Annotated in this window: 19 protein-coding genes; 12 read left to right on the forward strand and 7 right to left on the reverse strand. The window is 60.0% G+C overall.

Annotation, left to right across the window (positions count from 1 at the left end):
* Positions 1 to 336 precede the first annotated feature (336 nt).
* The 6 genes from AUP74_RS13355 to AUP74_RS13380 all read left to right on the forward strand — a co-directional run bounded on the left by AUP74_RS13355 (position 337) and on the right by AUP74_RS13380 (position 7,654).
* Complete coding sequence (locus tag AUP74_RS13355) at positions 337 to 1,521, forward strand: acyl-CoA dehydrogenase (protein WP_069948006.1); 1,185 nt, start codon at positions 337 to 339, stop codon at positions 1,519 to 1,521.
* Positions 1,522 to 1,658: 137 nt separating this feature from the next.
* A complete protein-coding gene (locus AUP74_RS13360; RefSeq protein WP_069948007.1) occupies positions 1,659 to 2,279 on the forward strand; it encodes a trimeric intracellular cation channel family protein in 621 nt (206 codons plus the stop codon).
* Between the two features lie 33 nt (positions 2,280 to 2,312).
* Positions 2,313 to 3,926: an alpha/beta hydrolase gene (locus AUP74_RS13365; protein ID WP_069948008.1), complete on the forward strand. Its 1,614-nt coding sequence runs from the start codon at positions 2,313 to 2,315 to the stop codon at positions 3,924 to 3,926.
* 338 nt (positions 3,927 to 4,264) lie between these two features.
* Positions 4,265 to 5,551, forward strand: coding sequence for a DcaP family trimeric outer membrane transporter (locus tag AUP74_RS13370; protein ID WP_145924399.1), 1,287 nt, complete (start codon positions 4,265 to 4,267; stop codon positions 5,549 to 5,551).
* Positions 5,552 to 5,591: 40 nt separating this feature from the next.
* Entirely contained in the window at positions 5,592 to 6,602 is a 1,011-nt protein-coding gene (glsA, locus tag AUP74_RS13375; protein ID WP_069948899.1) for a glutaminase A, read from the forward strand.
* 152 nt (positions 6,603 to 6,754) lie between these two features.
* Positions 6,755 to 7,654: a sulfurtransferase gene (locus AUP74_RS13380; protein ID WP_069948009.1), complete on the forward strand. Its 900-nt coding sequence runs from the start codon at positions 6,755 to 6,757 to the stop codon at positions 7,652 to 7,654.
* 130 nt (positions 7,655 to 7,784) lie between these two features.
* Here AUP74_RS13380 and msrA read toward each other — a convergent pair whose 3' ends face one another.
* Both msrA and AUP74_RS13390 read right to left on the reverse strand, forming a co-directional pair.
* Entirely contained in the window at positions 7,785 to 8,414 is a 630-nt protein-coding gene (msrA, locus tag AUP74_RS13385) for a peptide-methionine (S)-S-oxide reductase MsrA (RefSeq protein ID WP_069948010.1), read from the reverse strand.
* Positions 8,415 to 8,423: 9 nt separating this feature from the next.
* Complete coding sequence (locus tag AUP74_RS13390; RefSeq protein WP_069948011.1) at positions 8,424 to 9,047, reverse strand: class I SAM-dependent methyltransferase; 624 nt, start codon at positions 9,045 to 9,047, stop codon at positions 8,424 to 8,426.
* Between the two features lie 167 nt (positions 9,048 to 9,214).
* Between AUP74_RS13390 and AUP74_RS13395 the strand changes: the two genes are divergently transcribed.
* Together AUP74_RS13395 and AUP74_RS13400 are read left to right on the forward strand one after the other, a co-directional pair.
* A complete protein-coding gene (locus AUP74_RS13395; RefSeq protein ID WP_145924400.1) occupies positions 9,215 to 10,495 on the forward strand; it encodes a porin in 1,281 nt (426 codons plus the stop codon).
* A 37-nt stretch (positions 10,496 to 10,532) separates the two neighbouring features.
* A complete protein-coding gene (locus AUP74_RS13400) occupies positions 10,533 to 11,051 on the forward strand; it encodes a DnaJ domain-containing protein (protein WP_069948013.1) in 519 nt (172 codons plus the stop codon).
* A 4-nt stretch (positions 11,052 to 11,055) separates the two neighbouring features.
* Here AUP74_RS13400 and AUP74_RS13405 read toward each other — a convergent pair whose 3' ends face one another.
* The 3 genes from AUP74_RS13405 to AUP74_RS13415 are packed head-to-tail and all read right to left on the reverse strand — an operon-like array spanning position 11,056 to position 12,888.
* Entirely contained in the window at positions 11,056 to 11,832 is a 777-nt protein-coding gene (locus AUP74_RS13405; protein WP_069948014.1) for a methyltransferase, read from the reverse strand.
* Positions 11,829 to 12,173: a nucleotide pyrophosphohydrolase gene (locus AUP74_RS13410; RefSeq protein ID WP_069948015.1), complete on the reverse strand. Its 345-nt coding sequence runs from the start codon at positions 12,171 to 12,173 to the stop codon at positions 11,829 to 11,831. The genes AUP74_RS13405 and AUP74_RS13410 overlap by 4 nt, the downstream gene beginning before the upstream one ends.
* 1 nt (position 12,174) lies before the next feature.
* Positions 12,175 to 12,888 (reverse strand): DUF599 domain-containing protein, encoded by a 714-nt coding sequence (locus AUP74_RS13415; RefSeq protein ID WP_069948016.1) that lies wholly within the window; start codon positions 12,886 to 12,888, stop codon positions 12,175 to 12,177.
* A 226-nt stretch (positions 12,889 to 13,114) separates the two neighbouring features.
* Here AUP74_RS13415 and AUP74_RS13420 point away from each other — a divergent pair, with 226 nt between their 5' ends.
* The 4 genes from AUP74_RS13420 (at position 13,115) to AUP74_RS13435 (ending at position 19,357) form a co-directional block, all read left to right on the forward strand.
* The gene (locus AUP74_RS13420; RefSeq protein ID WP_069948017.1) at positions 13,115 to 16,027 is read left to right on the forward strand and encodes an insulinase family protein; all 2,913 of its coding nucleotides are present in this window, start codon (positions 13,115 to 13,117) and stop codon (positions 16,025 to 16,027) included.
* A gap of 21 nt (positions 16,028 to 16,048) precedes the next feature.
* On the forward strand, positions 16,049 to 16,792 hold the full coding sequence (gene cmoA / locus AUP74_RS13425; protein WP_069948018.1) for a carboxy-S-adenosyl-L-methionine synthase CmoA: 744 nt from the start codon (positions 16,049 to 16,051) through the stop codon (positions 16,790 to 16,792).
* Positions 16,793 to 16,828: 36 nt separating this feature from the next.
* A complete protein-coding gene (gene cmoB / locus AUP74_RS13430; RefSeq protein WP_069948019.1) occupies positions 16,829 to 17,806 on the forward strand; it encodes a tRNA 5-methoxyuridine(34)/uridine 5-oxyacetic acid(34) synthase CmoB in 978 nt (325 codons plus the stop codon).
* A gap of 165 nt (positions 17,807 to 17,971) precedes the next feature.
* Positions 17,972 to 19,357 carry an L-serine ammonia-lyase gene (locus tag AUP74_RS13435; protein ID WP_069948020.1) on the forward strand — a complete coding sequence of 462 codons (1,386 nt, stop codon included), beginning with the start codon at positions 17,972 to 17,974 and terminating at the stop codon, positions 19,355 to 19,357.
* Between the two features lie 38 nt (positions 19,358 to 19,395).
* On the opposite strand, the gene AUP74_RS13440 is transcribed toward AUP74_RS13435, so the two are convergent.
* Positions 19,396 to 20,265 carry a class I SAM-dependent methyltransferase gene (locus tag AUP74_RS13440; protein WP_226999794.1) on the reverse strand — a complete coding sequence of 290 codons (870 nt, stop codon included), beginning with the start codon at positions 20,263 to 20,265 and terminating at the stop codon, positions 19,396 to 19,398.
* Positions 20,266 to 20,303: 38 nt separating this feature from the next.
* On the reverse strand, positions 20,304 to 20,672 hold the full coding sequence (locus AUP74_RS13445) for a SpoIIAA family protein (protein ID WP_069948021.1): 369 nt from the start codon (positions 20,670 to 20,672) through the stop codon (positions 20,304 to 20,306).
* Between the last annotated feature and the right edge of the window lie 5 nt (positions 20,673 to 20,677).

The raw sequence follows: 20,677 nt of genomic DNA on the forward strand, positions 1-20,677 counted from the left end.
GCACCACCGGAAAACCGTTTACAGCAAAATCAGTAACGTTGTCTTGAAAGTATCGGGCACTTGCCGGGTGCTTCAAGGAAATTGACCCTTCCTTACCCCAAAAGCAGAAGATTGTGCTGCTCGGAACAGAGGGAGTGCCCTTCCGGTCAGACTTCGGTATCATGGCGGCGCCGGCAAATAGTGATCACAAATTTCCAGCGATCACCGTCCACGCACAGCAGCCGCATCGCGGTCAGCCGGGTCGGCCCTGTGGCCCCGCGGCGCAACTGATTACCATGCATTGCCCGGGTTAAAGACCCCGGTTGCCACTGACAGCAAAGGTAGACGAGACGAATAATGAGCAAGCATCAACCCCTCGCCCACTGGGAAGACATCCTGCTGCTGGACCAGCAGCTCAGCGACGAAGAGCGCATGGTCCGTGATACCGCGCGCGAATACTGTCAGTCGCAGCTTATGCCGCGCATTCTCGAGGCCAATCGCCACGAAGTCTTTGACCGCGAGATCATGAGCGAAATGGGTGAGCTGGGCCTGCTGGGCTCCACCATCGAGGGTTACGGCTGTGCCGGGCTGAACTACGTCTCCTACGGACTGGTAGCCCGCGAGGTAGAGCGCGTCGACTCGGGCTATCGCTCCGCGATGAGTGTGCAGTCCAGCCTCGTGATGTACCCCATCTCCGCCTACGGCAGTGAAGCCCAGAAAGAGAAATACCTGCCCAAGCTCGCGACTGGCGAATGGGTTGGCTGTTTCGGCCTGACCGAGCCGGACGCCGGCTCCGATCCCGCTGGCATGAAGACCCGCGCCAAGAAAGTCGACGGCGGCTATCGCATCAGCGGATCCAAAATGTGGATCACCAACAGCCCCATCGCCGACGTGTTCGTAGTCTGGGCGAAGGATGACGAGGGCATCATCCGCGGCTTCGTCCTGGACAAGGGGATGGAGGGCCTGAGTGCACCGAAGATCGAAGGCAAGTTCTCCTTGCGCGCCTCCATCACCGGCGAAATCGTGATGGACAACGTCTTCGTACCTGAAGAAAACAAGTTCCCGGACATCGGCGGCCTGCGCGGCCCGTTTGGCTGTCTGAACCGCGCCCGCTACGGTATTTCCTGGGGTGCCATGGGTGCCGCTGAATTCTGCTGGCACGCAGCGCGCCAGTACGGCCTCGACCGCAAGCAGTTTGATCGCCCGCTGGCACAAACGCAGCTGTTCCAGAAGAAGCTGGCCGACATGCAGACCGAGATTACTCTCGGCCTGCAGGCTTCCCTGCGCGTGGGCCGACTGATGGATGAAAACAAGGATTTCGATCCCACCATGATCTCCCTGGTCAAGCGCAACAACTGCGGCAAGGCCCTGGATATCGCGCGCATCGCCCGCGACATGCACGGCGGTAACGGCATCGCTGACGAATTCCATGTGATTCGACACGTCATGAACCTCGAAGCGGTCAACACTTACGAGGGCACCCACGACGTGCACGCCCTGATTCTGGGCCGTGCCCAGACTGGTCTGCAGGCGTTTTTCTAGTGCCGAAGGGCAGCGGACCGGGCAACCCGGTCTGCCCTGCCCGTCCGGCGCCCCACTGGAAGTGGTGACAGGCGCCGGTTACCCCTCTACCATCTGCGAGTCGTCTCCATCCCTGACTCGAGAGTTCCCAACCCTCTATGGAACAACTGCTCTTCTGGTGCGATCTGATCGGCATCGTGGTTTTCGCCTTTTCCGGCGTTCTCGCTGCGGGCCACAAACAGATGGATCTGTTCGGTGCCGTGGTACTGGCCTGCGTCACTGCCACCGGCGGCGGCACCCTGCGCGATATGATCCTCAACGTTCCGGTTTTCTGGCTGCAGGACAGCCACTACCTCTGGCTTGCCACCGCCACCGGCGTCGTCAGCTTTTACCTGATCCGCTACCTCCAGGTACCCATGCGCCTGCTGAAGATTGCGGATGCCATGGGGCTGGCCGTGTTTGTGGTTATCGGCACCCAGAAAGTACTGGGCCTGGGCCACTCCCCCGCCATCGCTATCGTGATGGGGGTGATGACCGGTACTTTCGGCGGCCTGATCCGGGATATCCTTGCCGGTGACATTCCCCTGCTGTTGCGCCGGGAGATTTATGCCACTGCCGCCCTGAGTGGCGCCGCGGTGCTGGTATTATTGGACGCCAGCGGCGCACTGCCGGGCGAGATAGTGGTCGCCATCGCCATCCTGGTGACCCTGGGAATCCGCCTTGCCGCGCTGCGGTGGAATCTATCAGCCCCCATTGCCCGGTTTGGCAACCACGGTTAACACGCGCAACTGCGCCGCACACGGAACCACGCTGTGACTTATTCGCTTCCACTGAAAGCCCTGCTATTGATCCTTCCGCTGGCCCTGACAACAGCGTGCCAGCGCAGCGATCCGGCCGAAGCCGCCGATAGCGATCCCACAGCCCAGCTCGAAGCCAGACCCTGCTGGTTCAACGTGGATGACAGCTGGCCGGTCACACAGTGTTTCATGATGGAAGTACCGGAGAATCACGAAAAACCCCAGGGGCGGAAAATTCGCTTTCCGGTGGTTCGCTTTATGGCCAGTGAAAAGAATCCGGACAAATTTCCGCTGCTACATCTCGGGGCCGGCGGGCCTGGGGCCAGCATGGGACTGGAGCCAGAGAACGCGAGCGAGTGGCTCTGGATCAATTACGCCGCCATGACTGTGGAAAATGGACGCGACCTGATCGTGATCGACCCTCGCGGCACTGGTATGGCCGAGCCACGCCTCTCCTGTACCGAATTTATCGAGGATGCAACAACGGCCTTCCAGCGGCCCCTGACTTCAGACGAGGAGGGCCGGGTATTCAGTTACAGCCTCGAGCGCTGTTACAGCCGCTTGAGCGATGAAGCAGATCTTGCCCAGTACAACAGCTCGTCGGTGGCGCGTGATATTGAGGCGTTGCGAGAGGCCCTGGGGGTCGAGAAGATCAACCTCTACGGTGTCTCTTACGCCTCCCGCTACGCCCTCACCATGGCCCGGGATTTTCCGGATTCAGTGCGGGCGCTGGTACTCAACAGCGCCGTTTTTCCCGATATCCCCTACGTGCAGCAGTTGGCTGAGGACTCCCTGTCAGCCTACCTGCGCGGCATCGATTTTTGCGGGAGTGACAAACTCTGCGCCAGCCGCTACCCGAACTTGCGGCAGCGACTGGAAAGCCTGGTAGAACAGCTGGATGAGTCCCCGGTGACAGTCTCAATCGAGCACCCCTATGCCGATGGCGAATTCCCGTTTGTCATGACTGGTCAACGCCTCCTGCGCGTGCTGTTCCAAGCGTTATATGACGAGGGTTTTTACCCCGAATTTCCCGCGGTGATCGAAGGGCTGGAAAAGGGGGATCCGGCGCCGGCTCGTGATGCGGTGAGTAATTTCATGGCCATCATCCTCGATCCCTATTTCGGTGACGCGGCCGGTATCAGCCACTTCTGTTTCGAGGAGGCCCCTTTTGTCGACTTTCAGCAGGCGCGACAAAAAGCAGACGGCACCGGCATTCTCGGCGGCGCCGTGCGCGCGGACCTCGAGCTGATGCAGCTACAGTGCCGCATCTGGGCCATCCCTCCCGCTGATCCGATTGAAGCTGAGGCAATTGCTGCCCCGGTGCCTACCCTGATCCTTCACGGCGCGCTGGATCCGGTACTGGATGCAGAGGATGCAGAGCGCGCCCGCAACACGCTCCCCAATCATCAATGGCTGCTGTTCCCACAGCTGGCACACGATGTGATCTCTGCCAGTAACTGTGCGGAGGCTGCCGCTGCAGAATTTCTCAATAGCCCCACAGAGCCCGTGGTGGAACAGGCTCTCGCCTGCCGGAAAGATGAGATCGCGGCCCAGTCCACAGAAGCATCCAGCGAGCCCGAGGAAGCCCCCCCGGCACGCACCACCGCCGGTGATGAAGGGCAACGGTGAGAGTGGCGGCGACAAACAGGCGGAGCCGACGCCGGAAAGCTAGCCGCCGTACTTGTCAGCGATACTTTTGCTGCGCCCGGTCAAAGAGCGCGCCCCCCTGTTTTTTGACATGAAGCAGCACCCGCGCGGCTGTTTTTGTTGGAGTCCGCACGTCAATCCCCCGCAGTTTCGCGCCAACGGCGGCAACCTGACGCCAAGCTGCGCCAGTTAGCACAAATGTACCACTCAAACTCCTAAACTCTCTTCGACAAGATGAGCCCCTCGTACGGGGCCACTGGGCCGACCGGGAATGGCGGCCCTTCTCGACAGCAATCTCAAGAAGACAGGGATGGTCACACATGCTCGCGAGATTACCTGGCGCGCCTGAACACTGCTCAGGCGCCTCCACGGCTTCCAGTCATGGCTCTCTTGCGCTTGTCGCTATAGCAGCTGCTTTCACCGGCATTGCACCAGCGACCGCCGGCGACGCCGGGGAGCCGGGTTTCTTCAGCCCCCCGGAAGTGAACCTCTACACCAACATCATGCTGGATGCCGGCTACCAGAAGTACACCAACAACCCGGACTGGTTTGACGTGGTCCGGCCAACGAAATTACCGGCCTTCGAGGGCGAGTTCGAACCAGACGGCAAGTGGTTCCAGGGTGTGCGACAAACGCGCATGGGCTTCAAGGGAACATCGCAGACCCGCTGCGGAGAAGTGAAAACCCATTTCGAATACGAGATGTTCGGGGTCGGGGCGAACGCCGGTGAGACCACATTCCGGCTCCGGCACGCCTGGGGTGAGTTCTGCCAGGTTGGCGCCGGGCAGACCTGGAGCGTATTCATGGACCCGGACATTTTCCCTAACACCATCGAGTATTGGGGCCCCAGCGGCATGGTGTTCTTCCGCAACGTGCAGTTCCGCTGGACACCCTGGCGCGACGGGGATTCGAGTTTCGCAGTGTCTGTCGAGCGCCCGGGCGCGAGCCGCGATGAAACGCCCTATGAAGACCGGATCGAACTGCAGAATATTCGCTCGCACCTGCGCTGGCCCGATCTCGCAGCCCACTATCGGGCGGGCACCGACTGGGGCTACCTGCAGGTAGCAGGCATCGTTCGCCGTATCGAATGGGAGGACATCCTCGAGGACGAATTTGATCTGAGTGGCGATGAAACCGGCTGGGGGGTCAACATCACCTCCAACATCATCATGGGATACACGGTACTGAAGCTGGGGGCCGTGTACGGCGAAGGGGTGCAGAACTACATGAATGATGCGCCAGCAGATATCGGCGCAGTTCTGCAACCCGATAACCCGGTGACGCCACTGACTGGTGAAGCCCTACCGATGCTCGGCCTGACGGCCTACCTGGATGTGAACTGGAACAAGCAATGGACCTCGTCAGTCGGGTATTCCAGCCTCGATATCAATACCACCGACGGCCAATTGGACAGGGCCTATGAAAAGGGCGAATACGCATCGGTTAACCTGCTGTACCACCCGACCGACAAGGTCTTTCTTGGCCCGGAACTCCAGTATGCAGAGCGGGAAAACGCGCGTGACGGCTTCCGTTCCCACGACTTCCGCGTGCAGTTTTCCATCAAGTACATGTTTGATATGACCCTGAGAGGAGATCGCGATGATTGACCCACGGCTTTACAGGTCATGGCTGTATGGATTCGTCAGCATGAAACTGCTTGCCCTAGCACTGGTAGCGCTAGTGTCGACACCGGCTCTCGCCATGGAGCCGAAGCAGATCCAGGCAGCGCTGGACCGGGCCTACGAGAAATACAAAGGACTCAAGGAAGGCGCGAATGCCGACTACATTCCGGTGCTCGCCAAGGTGGATTCAAACATCTATGGCATTGCGCTGGTAACACCGGACGGCAAGGTCTACACCGCCGGGGATGTGAAATCGGAAGTATCGATCCAGTCGATCTCCAAGGTGTTTACCGCCGCCAAGGTGATGGAGCAATCCGGGCCTGACCAGATCTTCGGCACCATCGGCGTCGACGCCACCGGTATGCGCTTCAACTCCATCGTCTCCATCGAAATGTCCAAACAAGCATTTGGCGGTCCGGAGATGAATCCCCTGGTCAACCCCGGGGCCATCGCTGCCACCAGCATGGTCAAGGGGAACAGCCGTGACGATATCTTCAATACGATCCTGTCCTTCTACTCCGACTTCGCCGGTCGAAAGCTCACCGTCAACCAGGAGGTGTTCAAATCCGAGTCCGACACCAACCAGCGTAACCAGGCCATCGGCATGCTGATGTACGCCTACGGCTATATCAAGGACAACCCCCAGCAGGCGACCGATATCTACACCGAGCAATGCTCCGTCAGTGTCAACGCCAAGGACCTCGCCACCATGGCGGGTACGCTCGCCAACGGCGGACTCAACCCGGTAACCCAGAAGGCCGTCATGAAGCCAGACAATGTGCCCAAGCTGCTGGCGGTGATGGCCACCGCCGGCCTGTACGACGACTCGGGCAAGTGGCTGTGGCGTACCGGCCTGCCCGGCAAGAGTGGCGTCGGCGGTGGCATCATCGCGGTATCGCCGGGCAAATTTGGTATTGCCGTCATCTCACCGCCCCTGGACGAGGCAGGAAACAGTGTCCGCGCCCAGAAGGCCATTGCCGATATTTCCAATGCGCTCGGTGGCAACCCCTATGCCATCATGCCGGTGAAGAAGTAACCCCCAGGCGGCCGGGGCACCGGCCGCCTCAACCTGCACCGGAGACCATCCGGAGTCACTTTCCCCCTGTCGTTCTTTGCTGGACAGCGGCATTAAATCCGCTTAATTTGGGCCCTATAACGATTAAAAAAGCGACGGGAACCCAGCGCGCCATGACTAGAGATTCAGCGCTTTCAGTGGCAGAGCTTGCCGAAGCCCTACAAGCCCCCGATACCGGCGAGGATCGGCGGTTGGTGGTATTGGACTGCCGGTTCAACCTGGCTGAGCCTGGGGCTGGAAGGTCGCAATATGCCGCCGGGCACATACCCGGGGCGGTCTATGCCAGCCTCGACGATGACCTGTCAGGGCCAGTCCAGCGCTTTGGTGGCCGCCATCCCCTGCCTTCACCAGACCAATTCCAGGCCTTCGCGCGCCGCGCCGGCATCGGCGCAAAGACGCATGTGGTGGTCTACGACGATCAGCGACTTGCCTTTGCGGCCCGCGCGTGGTGGTTATTGCGCTATTTCGGGCATGACTCCGTTTCCGTGCTCGACGGCGGTTTCGCGGCCTGGAAAGCTGCAGGGCAGCCTCTCGAATCCGGCTCCACGCCCGGTCCGCAGGCCCAGGGGAATTTCGTCGCACATTCAGGAGAAATGACCACCGTCCACTATGACGCCGTGTTTGAGCACGTTGGCAACCCACCCTGGCGCCTTGTCGATGCCCGCGAGAGCTCGCGCTTTGCCGGCCACCAGGAACCGATCGACCCCCTCGCGGGACATATTCCAGGTGCCGTAAACAAGCCCTGGCAATCTGCCACCAATGAAGACGGGAGCCTCAAGAGTGAGGCGGAACTAAAGCACCTCTGGCGGGACCTGCCCAGCGAGGAACCACTGGTGCATTACTGCGGCTCAGGTGTTACGGCCTGTGTGAATCTTTTCGTGCAACACCGTATCGGTCGCAAGGACGGATTGCTTTACCCGGGAAGCTGGAGTGATTGGTGTGCCCATATTCTCTACCCGTATGCCGAACAAAGTGCACCTGCGGAAACGTCGGTTTCAAAGGATCTGGCCTGACCCCTCTCTTCCCCTGACTTTCTCCCTTTTGACAGAGAGCAGCCCAATAAAAAAGCGCGCAGCCTGATCAACAGGCTGCGCGCTTTCGTGATATTAGACCTTAATAACCCGGGCTTGATCCAGCCGCAGATCAACGAATCAGGCAGGCACCGGTACCGGCGAGGCCGCAATAACCCTCGGGATTTTTCGCCAGGTACTGCTGGTGATAATCCTCGGCGTAGTAGAAGGGGTTGGCCATGGCAATTTCGGTGCTGATCTCTCCCAACCCTTTTTCAGCCAGCGCCTGCTGGAAGGCCTCTTTGCTCTTCTTGGCCTGCTCCAACTGCTCATCATCGAAGCAGAAGATACAAGAACGGTACTGGGTGCCGAGATCATTGCCCTGGCGCATTCCCTGGGTGGGGTCATGGTTCTCCCAGAACGCTTGCAGGAGGTCGCCGTAACTGATCTTGGCGGGATCGTACACGACCAGTACAACCTCGGCGTGGCCGGTACGGCCACTGCAAACCTCGTCATAATTGGGGTTTTCGGTGCAGCCGTCGGAATAACCCGCCGCAGTCGTGTAAACACCGTCCATCTCCCAGAACAGCCGTTCCACACCCCAGAAGCACCCCATTCCGAAAATGGCCGCCTTCATGCCCTCGGGAAACGGCTCCTTCAGCGGATTACCATTGACGAAATGCTGATTGGTGATTTCCATCGGCTCAGGACGCCCCGGCAGTATCTGGTCGGCACAGGGCATTTGAAACTTGTCGTATTGCATCAGTTAACCTCAAGCGCCGGTTTCGCCGGCGATCATCAAACATCCGGTGGCCTTCATCGGACGGTTTACCGTCCATTCCTGGTAGTCCGCGCCCAGTTTCTCTTCTGCGCGCTCGGCGAGGCGGCGAAACGGAGACCTTCCCGGATCCACCAGCACCACACGCCCTACCCCCGCTTTCAGGGCACGACGGGTCAAATTGTAGAGTGGCGACTCCAACTTATCCCAGAAACAGATATCGGTGCCGATCACCGCGTCAAAGCGCGACAGGTCGTCCGCGGTAACCCGCTCGTAGCGGCAGCGCCAGGTGTCCACGGACACGCCGTTGAGCTCCGCATGGTAATGGACAAATGGGAACACACTCGGATCGGCATCGAGTCCGGTCACCCGGGCATCGAATTGCTTGGCACAGAAGATTCCGCCGAGCCCCCAACCACAACCCAGATCCAGCACTCGTGCCCCCGTCTTCAGCGGATGCTTCTTCAGGTAGTCCATGGTCAGGCACGAGCTTTTCCAGAACTTGTTGCCATGCAAGCTGGGCTCGCCCGCCTCGCGCCGCAGGCGGCGCATATCCGGGTGTGCGTTCTGACGAACGGTTAATCCAAAGAGCTTTCGCGTGTGGCTGGCGGTCGGCATGGTAATAGGTACGTCTCCCTGAAGCATCCGGTTCAAACAAGAAAGTCACGCAATTTGACACAAGTGTATCGCCAATCGCTGCTCGCTTCAGCCCGGTAGGCTACCTTTATCGACACAGCAAGGAGTGTCACCTGCAAGGGGTCACAGGGATCGATGTGAGGCAGTAAATGTACAGGCGAAACATCCCTCTAAACATGGGCCGCGCGCTCTCCGTCCTGACACTGGCCGGCGCCGGTGCAGTCCAGGCCGTCCCAATCTACGAGTCTCCAGAAGTAACCCTGTATATGGAAGGGTATTTCAGTGCCCACCAGGTCAATACTCTGGGCGATACCGCCATGCAGGACGGTGCCTCCCGTGTCCGCATCGGCCTGAATATTCCCGCCTACGATATCTGGGATGTCGGCTTCAATCTCGAATGGGGCGTGCGCGCGATTTCCTCGGCTCAGGACCTGATTATCTCCGGTGACCAGCAGAGCGAATTTTCCGAGCGCAACGACTCACTATTTCTTCGCCAGGGCCACGCATTCGCCAAGCACGATTGCTGGGGAGACTTTGCCGCCGGCAAGCAGTGGGGTGTGTACTACGACGTCGCCCAGATTACCGACTGGTACAACGTCGGCGGCGGTCTTGCCAGCGGCGCTTTCGCCCTCGGCACCGACGGAGGCGTTACCGGCACCGGGCGGGCGGACAGCGCCCTCACTTGGCGCCAGCAGTGGGAGATCTACGGCGGAGAATTCCAGCTCGGCCTGCAGTATGCGGCTCACGTGTCCTCCCTCAATATCAGTGTCGATGATGTCGTGGCTCCGGATACCCGACTCGAATGTCCAGCTGAAGACTGTGAATTCGGCATCGGGCACGGAATCTCTTTGAGTTACAACCTGGACTTCGGCGACGGGCTCTTTTTCGGAGCTGCCTATAACCGGGTCAAACTGGATCTTTCTACCGATCGAGGCCTGGTCTTCGATACATCCGGCCCTGACGAAGAAATCATTATTGATGATCGCTTCCCGATCAACGCCAGCAGCAATGCCTGGGCGACCACCATGGGGCTTGCTTATGGTAAAGGGGCTTACCAGAAGGGCTTTTACGGCGCGGTGGTCGGCCAGCGATCACAGAATAATGAACTGGCTCCGGCAGGCTCGGTGGAGGGCATCACCAACTTTTTCGATGCCCGCGGCTCAGAGTCGTTCTTCAGTTACACGTGGGGCATGAAGAACTGTTATTCCGTTTATCTCGGACACAATGTATTGAAATCCGATGATGCAGTATTCGAAGCCGCATTGATCGAGGATGATCAGTTCCGGCTGGCCGTCTACTACGTGGGCTTCCAGTACCTCTGGAATGAGCGAATTCGTGTCTACTGGGAAAATGCCATCGACGACAGCAACGTGGTAGCCCGGCCTATTGTTGACGACTACATTGCCGTCGGCATCCGCGTCGACATTTGATACTCTTCCGAGCTGACTCACAACTCTGGAAGTGTAAGTGGCTCGCATCATTCTGCTCATCGCACTGGGTATCATCGCCCTCGTCGCCTGGCGAAGGTTTGAAGCAACCCCACCCCACCTGCGTCGAAAGCTTCTCCTTCAGTGGTCCCTGATTGCTGTCGCACTGCTGGCAGTGTTACTGGCGATTACCGGCCGCCTGCACTGGGTCGGTGCCGCGGTGGCGCTGGTGCTGCCGGTTCTTGGCACTACTTTGCGCTGGCTCGGACGCCATTTGCCCTGGATCGCCCCGCTGATCGCACAGCGCGCCCAGGCCCGACAGCGGGAAAAGCAGCAGCAGGAAGGTGCACAGGATAGCGGCCCCGATCAACGGCAGGGGCCACCGATGACCAGGGCAGAAGCCCGCCAGGTGCTGGACGTGGGGCCTGATGCGACCCGTGACGAGATTATCGCTGCCCACCGCAAACTCATCCAGAAACTCCATCCGGATCGCGGCGGCAACGACTACCTCGCCGCCCGTATCAATACTGCCAAGGAGTTACTGCTCAAAGACCTCTGATAGGTCAGCAGCGACAGAGCAGATGGACGTAGCGGGCCAGTTCCCGGTAAGGGTCCACCTGGCTGTATTCCAGCTCTTTCCCGACAATGGCCGCCGCCGGCAACTTGTCGCGAATCACCGGGGTCATGTAATCGTGGAAACAGCGGATACCACTGTGGCTCACGATTTCAAAACCCTGCTGGGCAAGCCAGTCCTCGACCCATTCGAGCTTGAGCGGATTCTGGGGCGTCAGGCTACCCGGGTGGCCGCCCCAGTGGCCGGAGTCGATATTCCGATCCAGCTGGCGAAAACTCCCCCGCTGTAGCAATCGAAACTCCAGTGCCCGCCGATTGTAGAACGTCAGCGACAGGTGGCCGCCGGGCTTCAACAATTGGCGCAGTGCGCCCAAAGCGGCGTGCGGATCCGCGAGCCACTCCAGCACCGCATGGCAAAGCACCAGGTCCTGGCCACAGTTGGCTGCGTCCTCGGGCAGCGCCTGTAAGGGGCGATGCAGCAGGGTCACCCTACCCTGCAAGTCGCGCAATCGCACCTGCTCCCGCGCCTGCTCTAACATCTCTGTCGAGATATCGGCAATCGTTATTTCGTGACCCGCCTCGGCAAGGTCCAGTGCGAACTGCCCCTGCCCACCGCCGGCATCGACAATGCGCAATCGCCCTGCTGTTTCTCCAAGAAGCGGCGCCAGATCCCGACTCAGCACCGCCAGCCGTATCTCACCCTTCAAACCGCCATAAATACGGTTGCGAAAACGGTGCGCCAGGTCGTCGAAATTGCGATCCTTCATCGAGAACCGGACTCCTCGCCACCAGCCTGCTCGGCCGCCTGACAGCGGCGCTGGTTCTCGGCGATCTTGTCGGCCAGGGCCGCATCCATATCCACGCCCAGCGTCGCGGCCAGCTTGAGAAGATACATCTGTATATCCGCAAGTTCCGCCGCCATAGCGTCCCGCTCTTCCGTTGTGCACAGCGACTCGATCTCGGTATCGGAACGCCACTGCAGGTGGCGGGTGAGCTCTGCCACCTCTACCGATAACGCCATACACAGGTTCTTCGGCTTGTGCAGGTGACTCCAGCCCCGCCGCTGTGCGATCTCCTCGAAGGCCTCGAGTATTTGCCGGGAATCCATATTACTTTGACCGGGGCGGGAGCAGGGTCTTGCCCTCTGCGGCAAGAATCGACTGCAAAGTGCGGGAGCGGAACTCCCTGAGGTAGAGAACGACAACCACCGTCACGTAGCCGGCAATAAAGAGCAGCGGATGGATAAACCAGCCCATAACCGCCATCGCGAAATAGTAGGAGCGCAGACCGTAGTTATAGCTGTGGCCCGCCTGGTCGATGACCTTGGCCGTACTGATGGCAAAGCGGCGCCGCTCATCAGCATCCATATCGTCTGAGTCCGGTGCCGGTGCGGCACCAATCAGGACATTTGCAAAAGAGTACTGGCGCAGTGACCAGGTAAAGTTGAAGAACGCGAAGATAAAAATAAAGATCAGCACCAGCACTTTCAGTTCAAACTGCTCGACCGATGTTGGTTCCGCAAACGGCAGCGTTCTCAACACCTCAATGGCGGCCTTGTTCGCGGTCAGTGCAGTGACGAGACCGGCGAGGATCAGGATGCTGGTAGAGGCAAAGAAGCCGATGACCCGCTCCAGGTTACCGATGATCGCGGTATCCGGCATGCGCATATCCCGATCCAGCATGCGCAGCATCCATTCAACCCGATACCACTGCAGGGAGGAAGCCAGACACCAGGCGACCTTGGCCCGCTTGCGCGCAAAGACCGTGTAACCGGCCCAGGTAGCTAAAAAACCAGCCAAGCTGGCGAAATCCAACCAGGTCAACCTCTCTCTCCGTGTTCGTCTACATTTATCCTGCCGGGTCGCGACGCAGTTTTCGCCGCGACGGCCACCTTGTCAACACTGTTTTTACGCCGCCTGCCGGCGGTAGAATAGCGCCCCACCAAAGGGCCTGCACCGGGTCACGCTGGCACCGAATAATGCACCCGACCGCGATCGGCGACGCCCGAGAGGCGTCGCCCCGGTAGAACAAGTCACACGGAGCTGTATCTTGAGTAACGAACATCCCGCCTTTGAACTGGTCACCAGTGCTGAAATCGAATCCCTCGGCGTGGAGGTATCCGAGTATCGCCACCGCACCACCGGAGCGCAGCACCTGCACATCGCCGCCGACAACCCGGAAAATGTCTTCCTGGTAGCGCTGCGCACCGTTCCCCAGGACTCCACAGGCGTAGCACACATTCTGGAGCACACTGCCCTGTGTGGCAGTGACAAGTACCCGGTGCGTGACCCCTTCTTTATGATGATACGGCGTTCACTCAACACTTTCATGAACGCCTTCACCAGCTCTGACTGGACTGCCTACCCTTTCGCCAGCCAGAACCGCAAGGACTTCACCAATCTGCTCGACGTCTATCTGGATGCGGTATTTTTCGCCAAGCTGGACCCGCTCGATTTCGCTCAGGAAGGCCACCGCCTCGAATTTGCCGAGACCGAGAATCCGGCCAGCGAACTGGTTTACAAGGGTGTTGTTTACAACGAGATGAAGGGCGCCATGAGCTCCGTGAGCTCACAACTGTGGCAGACCCTGAGCAAGTACCTATTCCCCACCACAACCTACCACCACAATTCAGGTGGCGAGCCGGCGGACATCCCCGAGCTCACTTATCAGCAGCTGCTGAACTTCTACCGCACGCACTACCACCCCAGCAACGCCATCTTTATGACGTACGGGGATATCCCAGCCGCAGAGCACCAGGCAGCATTCGAAGAACAGGCGCTGCACAAGTTCGAGCCTCTCGACAAGACCATTGCCGTGGGCCGGGAAAAGCGCTATCTGTCCCCGGTCGCAGTCGAGGAACACTACCCGCTCAGTGACGAGGAGGGCCTGAAAGAAAAGACCCATATCGTATTGGGTTGGCTGCTCGGTGACGTGACTGATCTCGAGGAAGCACTGACCGCCCACCTGCTGGCCGGTGTGCTGCTGGATAACAGCGCCTCGCCACTGATGAAGCTGCTGGAGACAACGGACCTGGGCACGGCCCCCTCGCCGCTTGTCGGCCTGGACGACTCCCAGCGCGAGCTGGTGTTCGTTTGCGGTATCGAGGGTAGTGAGCGTGATCGTGCAGATGAGTTCGAAAAGCAGGTCATCGCCGTGCTGGAAGATGTGGCAGAAAACGGAATCCCCTACGAACAGGTAGCCGCCAGCCTGCACCAGCTGGAACTGCAACAGCGCGAAATCACCGGCGACGGCTTCCCGTTCGGCCTGCAACTGATCCTAACCGCACTGACCGGAGCCACACACCGTGGCGACGCCATCGGTCTGCTGAACATCGACGCCACTCTGGAAAAACTGCGCGAGCAGATCAAGGATCCGCGTTTTATTGCCGATACCGCCCGCAAGCTGCTACTCGAGAACCAGCACCGTGTGCGCCTCGTGCTCTCGCCCGATGAAGAACTGTCGGACCGCCGTTCCGCTGCAGAAAAAGCGCGCCTTGCAGACATAAAATCCAGGCTCAGCGAAGAAGAAAAGCAGCATATTATTGAGACGGCCAAAGCCCTGCTGGATCGCCAGCAGCGCGAGGACGACCCCTCTATCCTGCCAAAAGTCGGCGTCGAGGATATTCCCCCGCACATGCCAAAGGTGGACGGTGAAACCGTCGAACTCGGCCCGCAGAAACTGACCCGCTACAGCGCCGGCACCAACGGCCTCGTTTATCAGCAACTGGTCTGCGCCCTGCCCGACCTCACCGAAGAGGAAAAGCAGCTACTGCCCTACTACTGCCAGGTGCTGAGTGAGCTCGGCCTCGGCGACCGCGACTATCTGGAAGTCCAGCAGTGGCAGACCCGGGTAGCCGGCGCCCTGCACGGCTTCAGCAGCAGCCGCACCGACATCGACGATCTTCACAAACTCAGCGGCCACTTCGTGTTGTCCGGCAAGGCGCTGGCGCCGAACCAGGCCGCCCTCACGGAACTGATGCAGGCAACCATCGAGGAAGTCCGTTTTGACGAGCTGCCGCGCATTAAGGAATTGCTGCTACAGACCCTGGCGCGCCGGGAACAGGGCGTTGTGGGTAATGGCCACGCCCTCGCCATGGCGGCGGCCAGTGCCGGCTACAATCGCGCAGCTTTTGAAAGTCATGCCACCGGCGGCCTGCTCGGGTTGCGCCAGCTCAAGGCGCTGGCGCGCAGCTTTGACAGCCAGCACGCGCTGGAGAAGCTGGCCCAGAAACTCCAGGCCATTCACGACAAGATTCGCCGTGCCGAACGACGTTTCCTCCTGATTGGCGAAGAAGACAAACTGCCGGAATTCAGCAGCGCCATGATGCCGTTGGTCTCTTCCGCTGAGGGACAGGCCCCCATGTCGACCGCACCGTTTGACCCCCATCGCATCCACCAGCTGTGGCTGACCAACAGCCAGGTAAACTTCTGCGCCAAGGCCTTTGCCACTGTGCCCATGGTTCATGAGGATGCGGCGCCTCTGGCGGTTCTGGGTGGCTTCCTGCGCAACGGCTTCCTGCATCGTACCATTCGCGAACAGGGCGGTGCTTACGGTGGTGGCGCGAGCCACGACAGCAATGTTGGCGTGTTCCGCTTTTATTCCTATCGGGACCCGCGCATGGCAGAGACCCTCAAGGATTTCGACGCTTCACTGGACTGGCTGCAGAACGCCAAACACCAGGAGGCACAGGTAGAGGAGGCAATCCTCGGCGTCGTCGGCGGACTCGACAAGCCTGGCTCACCTGCTGGTGAGGCAAAGAAAGCATTCCACTCCGAGCTGTATGGCCGGACCCACGAAATCCGGGAGGAATTCCGCCGCCGGGTCACCGAGGTCAAACTGGCAGACCTGCAACGCGTTGGCGATACCTACCTGAAGCCCGCACTGGCGAGCACGGCTGTGGTCACCGGCGCCCAGGGCCGCGAAGCGGGACTGGAGCTGGGCCTTGAAGAAGAAAAGCTCTGACAGGAATCGGTGGCGTCAACGATGAGCAAACGAGACAGTATCTACGCAGACCCTCTGGGCGATGTCGCCGGCTTTCGCTTCGATCAATCGGTGGTCGAGGTGTTCCCGGACATGATCCAGCGCTCCGTGCCCGGTTACACCACCATCGTGGCGATGATCGGCACGCTCGCGGAGCGCTATGCCCAGGCAGGCAGCCGCTGTTACGACCTCGGCAGTTCCCTCTGCGCGGCGACACTGGCCATGCGCCACCGCATCCCCGCGGCGGATTGCGAAATTATTGCCGTGGACAACTCCCCGGCCATGACAGAGCGCGCCCGCGCCGTTCTGGCCGCCGATAGCGGCCAGATCCCGGTGCAATTAATCTGTGGCAACTTGCAGGATGTGGCCATCGAGGACGCCTCGGTAGTGGTGCTGAATTTCACCCTGCAATTTATTCCGGTGGAAGAACGCGAGAATATACTGCGAAAAATATACGAGGGACTGCGTCCCGGCGGTGTGCTGATCCTCTCTGAAAAAGTTGCATTCAGCGCTCCAGACCACGAGCAGTTGATGATCGACCTGCACCACTCATTCAAGCGGGCCAACGGCTACAGCGAACTGGAAATTGCCCAGAAGCGCACAGCACTTGAGAACGTCTTGATCCCGGAAACGCTGGATCGCCACCGCGAACGACTGAAAGGCGTGGGCTTTAACAGTGTCGATGTCTGGTTCCAGTGTTTCAACTTCGCCTCCATGATCGCGATCAAGGCGCGGCCCGCGGGCTGAGCGCCCGCCTTGCGGCTCACATAAGAAAAGAACCCGATGATCGACTACACCCGCCTTTACGCCGATATCCAGCACATTCCCGCTTTGCGCCCCTGGCTCGCCACCCTGCCGGAACAGGTAGCCACGGGACTGAGCCCGCACCGCTGGGGCGACCTGCCGGACTGGCGTGCCGCCCTGGAGGCCCTGCCGCATGTCCAGCCCGGTGCCATCGAGCTGGCACGGGAAGTCAGCGCAGGGGCGGCACAGGAGATTAGTCCGGCCCAGCGCCAGCAGCTGGAAGCCGCACTCCGGGCGCTTCACCCCTGGCGCAAGGGCCCTTGGAGTCTCTTTGACCTGCAGATCGATACCGAGTGGCGCTCCGACTGGAAGTGGGATCGCATCGCACCACATCTCGAGCCTCTGGAGGACCGGCTGGTACTCGATGTTGGCTGCGGTAATGGCTACCACTGCTGGCGGCTCTTGGGCGCCGGTGCACGACAGGTGATCGGTATCGATCCCTCGGCGAAGTATGTGGCCCAGTTTTATGCGATGAAGAAATACCTCGGTCACGATCGGCGGGTTGACCTGTTGCCCCTGGGCATCGAGGCCCTGCCCTGCAACCTGCGCGCGTTCGACACCACCCTCTCCATGGGCGTGCTCTACCATCGCCGCTCCCCTATGGACCACCTGCGGGAGCTGCGCGAAACCCTGAGGCCAGGTGGGCAGCTGGTATTGGAAACACTCGTGATTGACGGCGAACTCGGCGACTGCCTGGTGCCGGAGGGGCGATACGCGAAAATGCGTAACGTCTGGTTCCTGCCCAGCTGCGCCACACTGGAGAGCTGGCTGCGCAAGAGTGGCTTCGACCACCCGCGCACGGTGGACCTTGACACTACCGCCCTCGAAGAACAGCGGCGCACTGACTGGATGCGCTACGAGTCCCTGGCGGACTTTCTCGATCCCGACGACTCCACAAAGACGATTGAAGGTCACCCCGCGCCCAAAAGGGCCGTTCTGGTCGCAAACGCGCCATAGTTTGTCCCGGCTCAGGGGTATCCATCCACACAAACTCCGCCAATTGGCCTAGCGGTAGAATATTCTATGGAAAGGGGCAAAAGCCCTTGATTGCGCGCTTCGCATCAGCGAATTTGCCCGCATGAATGACTGCCAAGTTACGAAATCAGCGGAGCACACCTGTCTATGAGCATCAGCGTTTTCGAGCTGTTCAAAATCGGCGTTGGACCTTCCAGCTCCCACACAGTGGGTCCGATGGTGGCAGCCCGCCAGTTTGTACAGGACCTGACAGCGCGCGAGCAGCTGAGCCAGACCACCAGAGTCGAGGTGCACCTCTACGGCTCCCTGGCGCTCACCGGTATCGGCCACGGCACAGACATGGCAGTGCTGATGGGCCTGCTGGGCGAATCGCCAGACACGATCGAAGTCGACACGATTGAGGACAAACAGCAGACGATCGAGCAAGGGCAACGCCTGAACCTCGCCGGCGACCATGAAATTGCTTTTGTGCGCGATCGCGACCTCCTGTTTCACAACGACGAGTTCCTGCCCCAGCATGCCAACGGCATGACCTGCCGTGCCTTTGCCGAAGACACCACGCTCTTTGAACGCAGCTATTTCTCCATTGGCGGCGGCTTCGTACTGTCGGAAGAGGACTTCGCCCACAAAGACCAGATCGCCACCGTTCTACCGTTTGAATTTGCCAGCGGCCAACAACTGATGGACCTCTGCGAGCGCCATGGGTGGTCGATCGCCGAGTTGGCGATGGAGAATGAAAAGGCGTTCCGGAACGAGGAAGAAGTCAAAGCCGAGCTGTGGAATATCTGGAAGGTGATGGAAGCCTCGATCGAGCGCGGCTGTCACCAGCACGGACTGCTTCCGGGCGGGCTCAAAGTGCGCCGCCGCGCTGAGGAAATGTATCGCGAACTCAGTAAGCAATCTGAAGAAGAGCGCAGGCAGGGGCTGTCCATCCTCGACTGGGTGAGCCTCTACGCGCTGGCGGTGAACGAGGAAAACGCAGCCCGGGGCCGTATTGTGACCGCGCCCACGAACGGTGCAGCCGGCGTTATTCCCGCCGTCATTGCCTACTACGTCAACTTCGTTCACGACCCCGCTGAACACGGCGACCTTCGCGAGCAGGTCGTAGAGTTCCTGCTCACGGCCGGCGCGATCGGCATGCTCTTCAAACGCAATGCGTCCATCTCTGCTGCGGAAGTGGGTTGTCAGGGAGAAATCGGTGTCGCCTGCTCCATGGCCGCGGCAGGACTGGCAGCCGTTCAGGGCGGTACTAACCAGCAGATCGAGAACGCAGCCGAGATCGGCATGGAGCATAACCTCGGGCTGACCTGTGATCCTATTGGCGGCCTGGTGCAGGTTCCCTGTATCGAACGCAACACCATGGGCGCCGTGAAGGCGATTAACGGTGCCCGGCTCGCCCTGCGGGGAGACGGAGCGCATATCGTGCCACTGGACAGCGTCATCGAAACCATGCGTCAGACCGGCATCGATATGCAGAGCAAGTACAAGGAAACCTCCCTTGGCGGACTCGCGGTGAACGCGGTCAACTGCTGAAGCACCAGCCCCTACTCAACCCGGCACGCCGTGCCGGGTTATTCCTTGTTGGACATTCCTTGCCGGCTCATTCCATGGCGGGACATTCCATGCCGGCTCATTCCATGGCGGGACATTCCATGCCGGGTATACACATCAAAGCGGCCGGACTTGCCCTCCAGCGAAACTGACGGCTTTTGCCCGGCAAGGAAAGGAGCGACCCGGGGGCGCTTGACCACGGTACGGTAGTAGCACGCCGCATAGGCTGGCTCGAGTAGCGCATCGGCATCCTCGTCACTGCCCACCAGCTGGTGAAACGCCACCATTTCCTTTTTGACCCTGGCGCTTTTTTCCCGCTGCGGAAACATGGGATCCAGATAGACCACCGGTATCGATTCCGCCGGCTGTTTTACCAGCCACTCGGACGCCGGGAGCCCCGAATCGTCGAGTGACAGACGGGCAGCGATTGGCGCAAGCTCTGAGTCTGTTTCCGCAGCGTCCCTTAATCTGCGCAGCCCGTCCCGGAGCAGGGCCCGCACGACTGGATTGCGCTCCAGCATCAAGACTTCACAGCCAAGCGAGGCCAATACGAAGGCATCTCGCCCAAGACCGGCAGTAGCGTCGACAACACGGGGATAAAAGCCGCCGCGAACCCCGACAGCCTTGGCGATCTGCTGCCCCTTGCCCCCTCCGAACTTGCGCCGGTGGGCAACGGCACCGCCAACGAAATCCACCCACACCGGTCCCGGCGCCTTTCGCCCCGTAGCGCAGAGACTCAGGGCATCACCGACCATTAGCAGCTGTGCAAAACTGTCCGTCTCGGCGGGGTCCACCGCCCCCAGATATGGCAGAGAGAGTTCCGCAGCAAGGTTTTGCGCGGACTCCATCCAACTTTCATCAGCGGCGGCGACGGCCAGGGATTGACTCACGACGATCGGGACTCAGGATTGCTTGGGAGCCGCGGATGCTAACCCGGCGAGGCCAGCCACTCCAGTGCTTCCCGCCTTTGATCCAGCGAGAATGGCCTGGCCTCGGCACTGACAAAATGACTGACCAGGGCAGGCATCAACCGCAGCAGGGAGTCATCAGACAGAACTGCCACCTTGTGCACATGACGGTGGTGATCCCGCACGAATCGAAAGTGTGAGAGGAGCGCGCTGAAGTTTTCCCAGCCCGAGAAGTGACGGCCATTGATCAACAGGCCATGAAGCAGTTCCTGCTCGCGGAGAACCGGATCCACCTGCTCGGCGAGGAGAGAGAAGTCCGATGCCTGTAGTGGGCCGTGGGGTTCAACTTCCAGGATATCGTGATCCTGGTGCCAACGATGCTCGATCATGAAAT

Source organism: Microbulbifer aggregans, from assembly GCF_001750105.1.
Classification (GTDB): Bacteria; Pseudomonadota; Gammaproteobacteria; order Pseudomonadales; family Cellvibrionaceae; genus Microbulbifer; species Microbulbifer aggregans.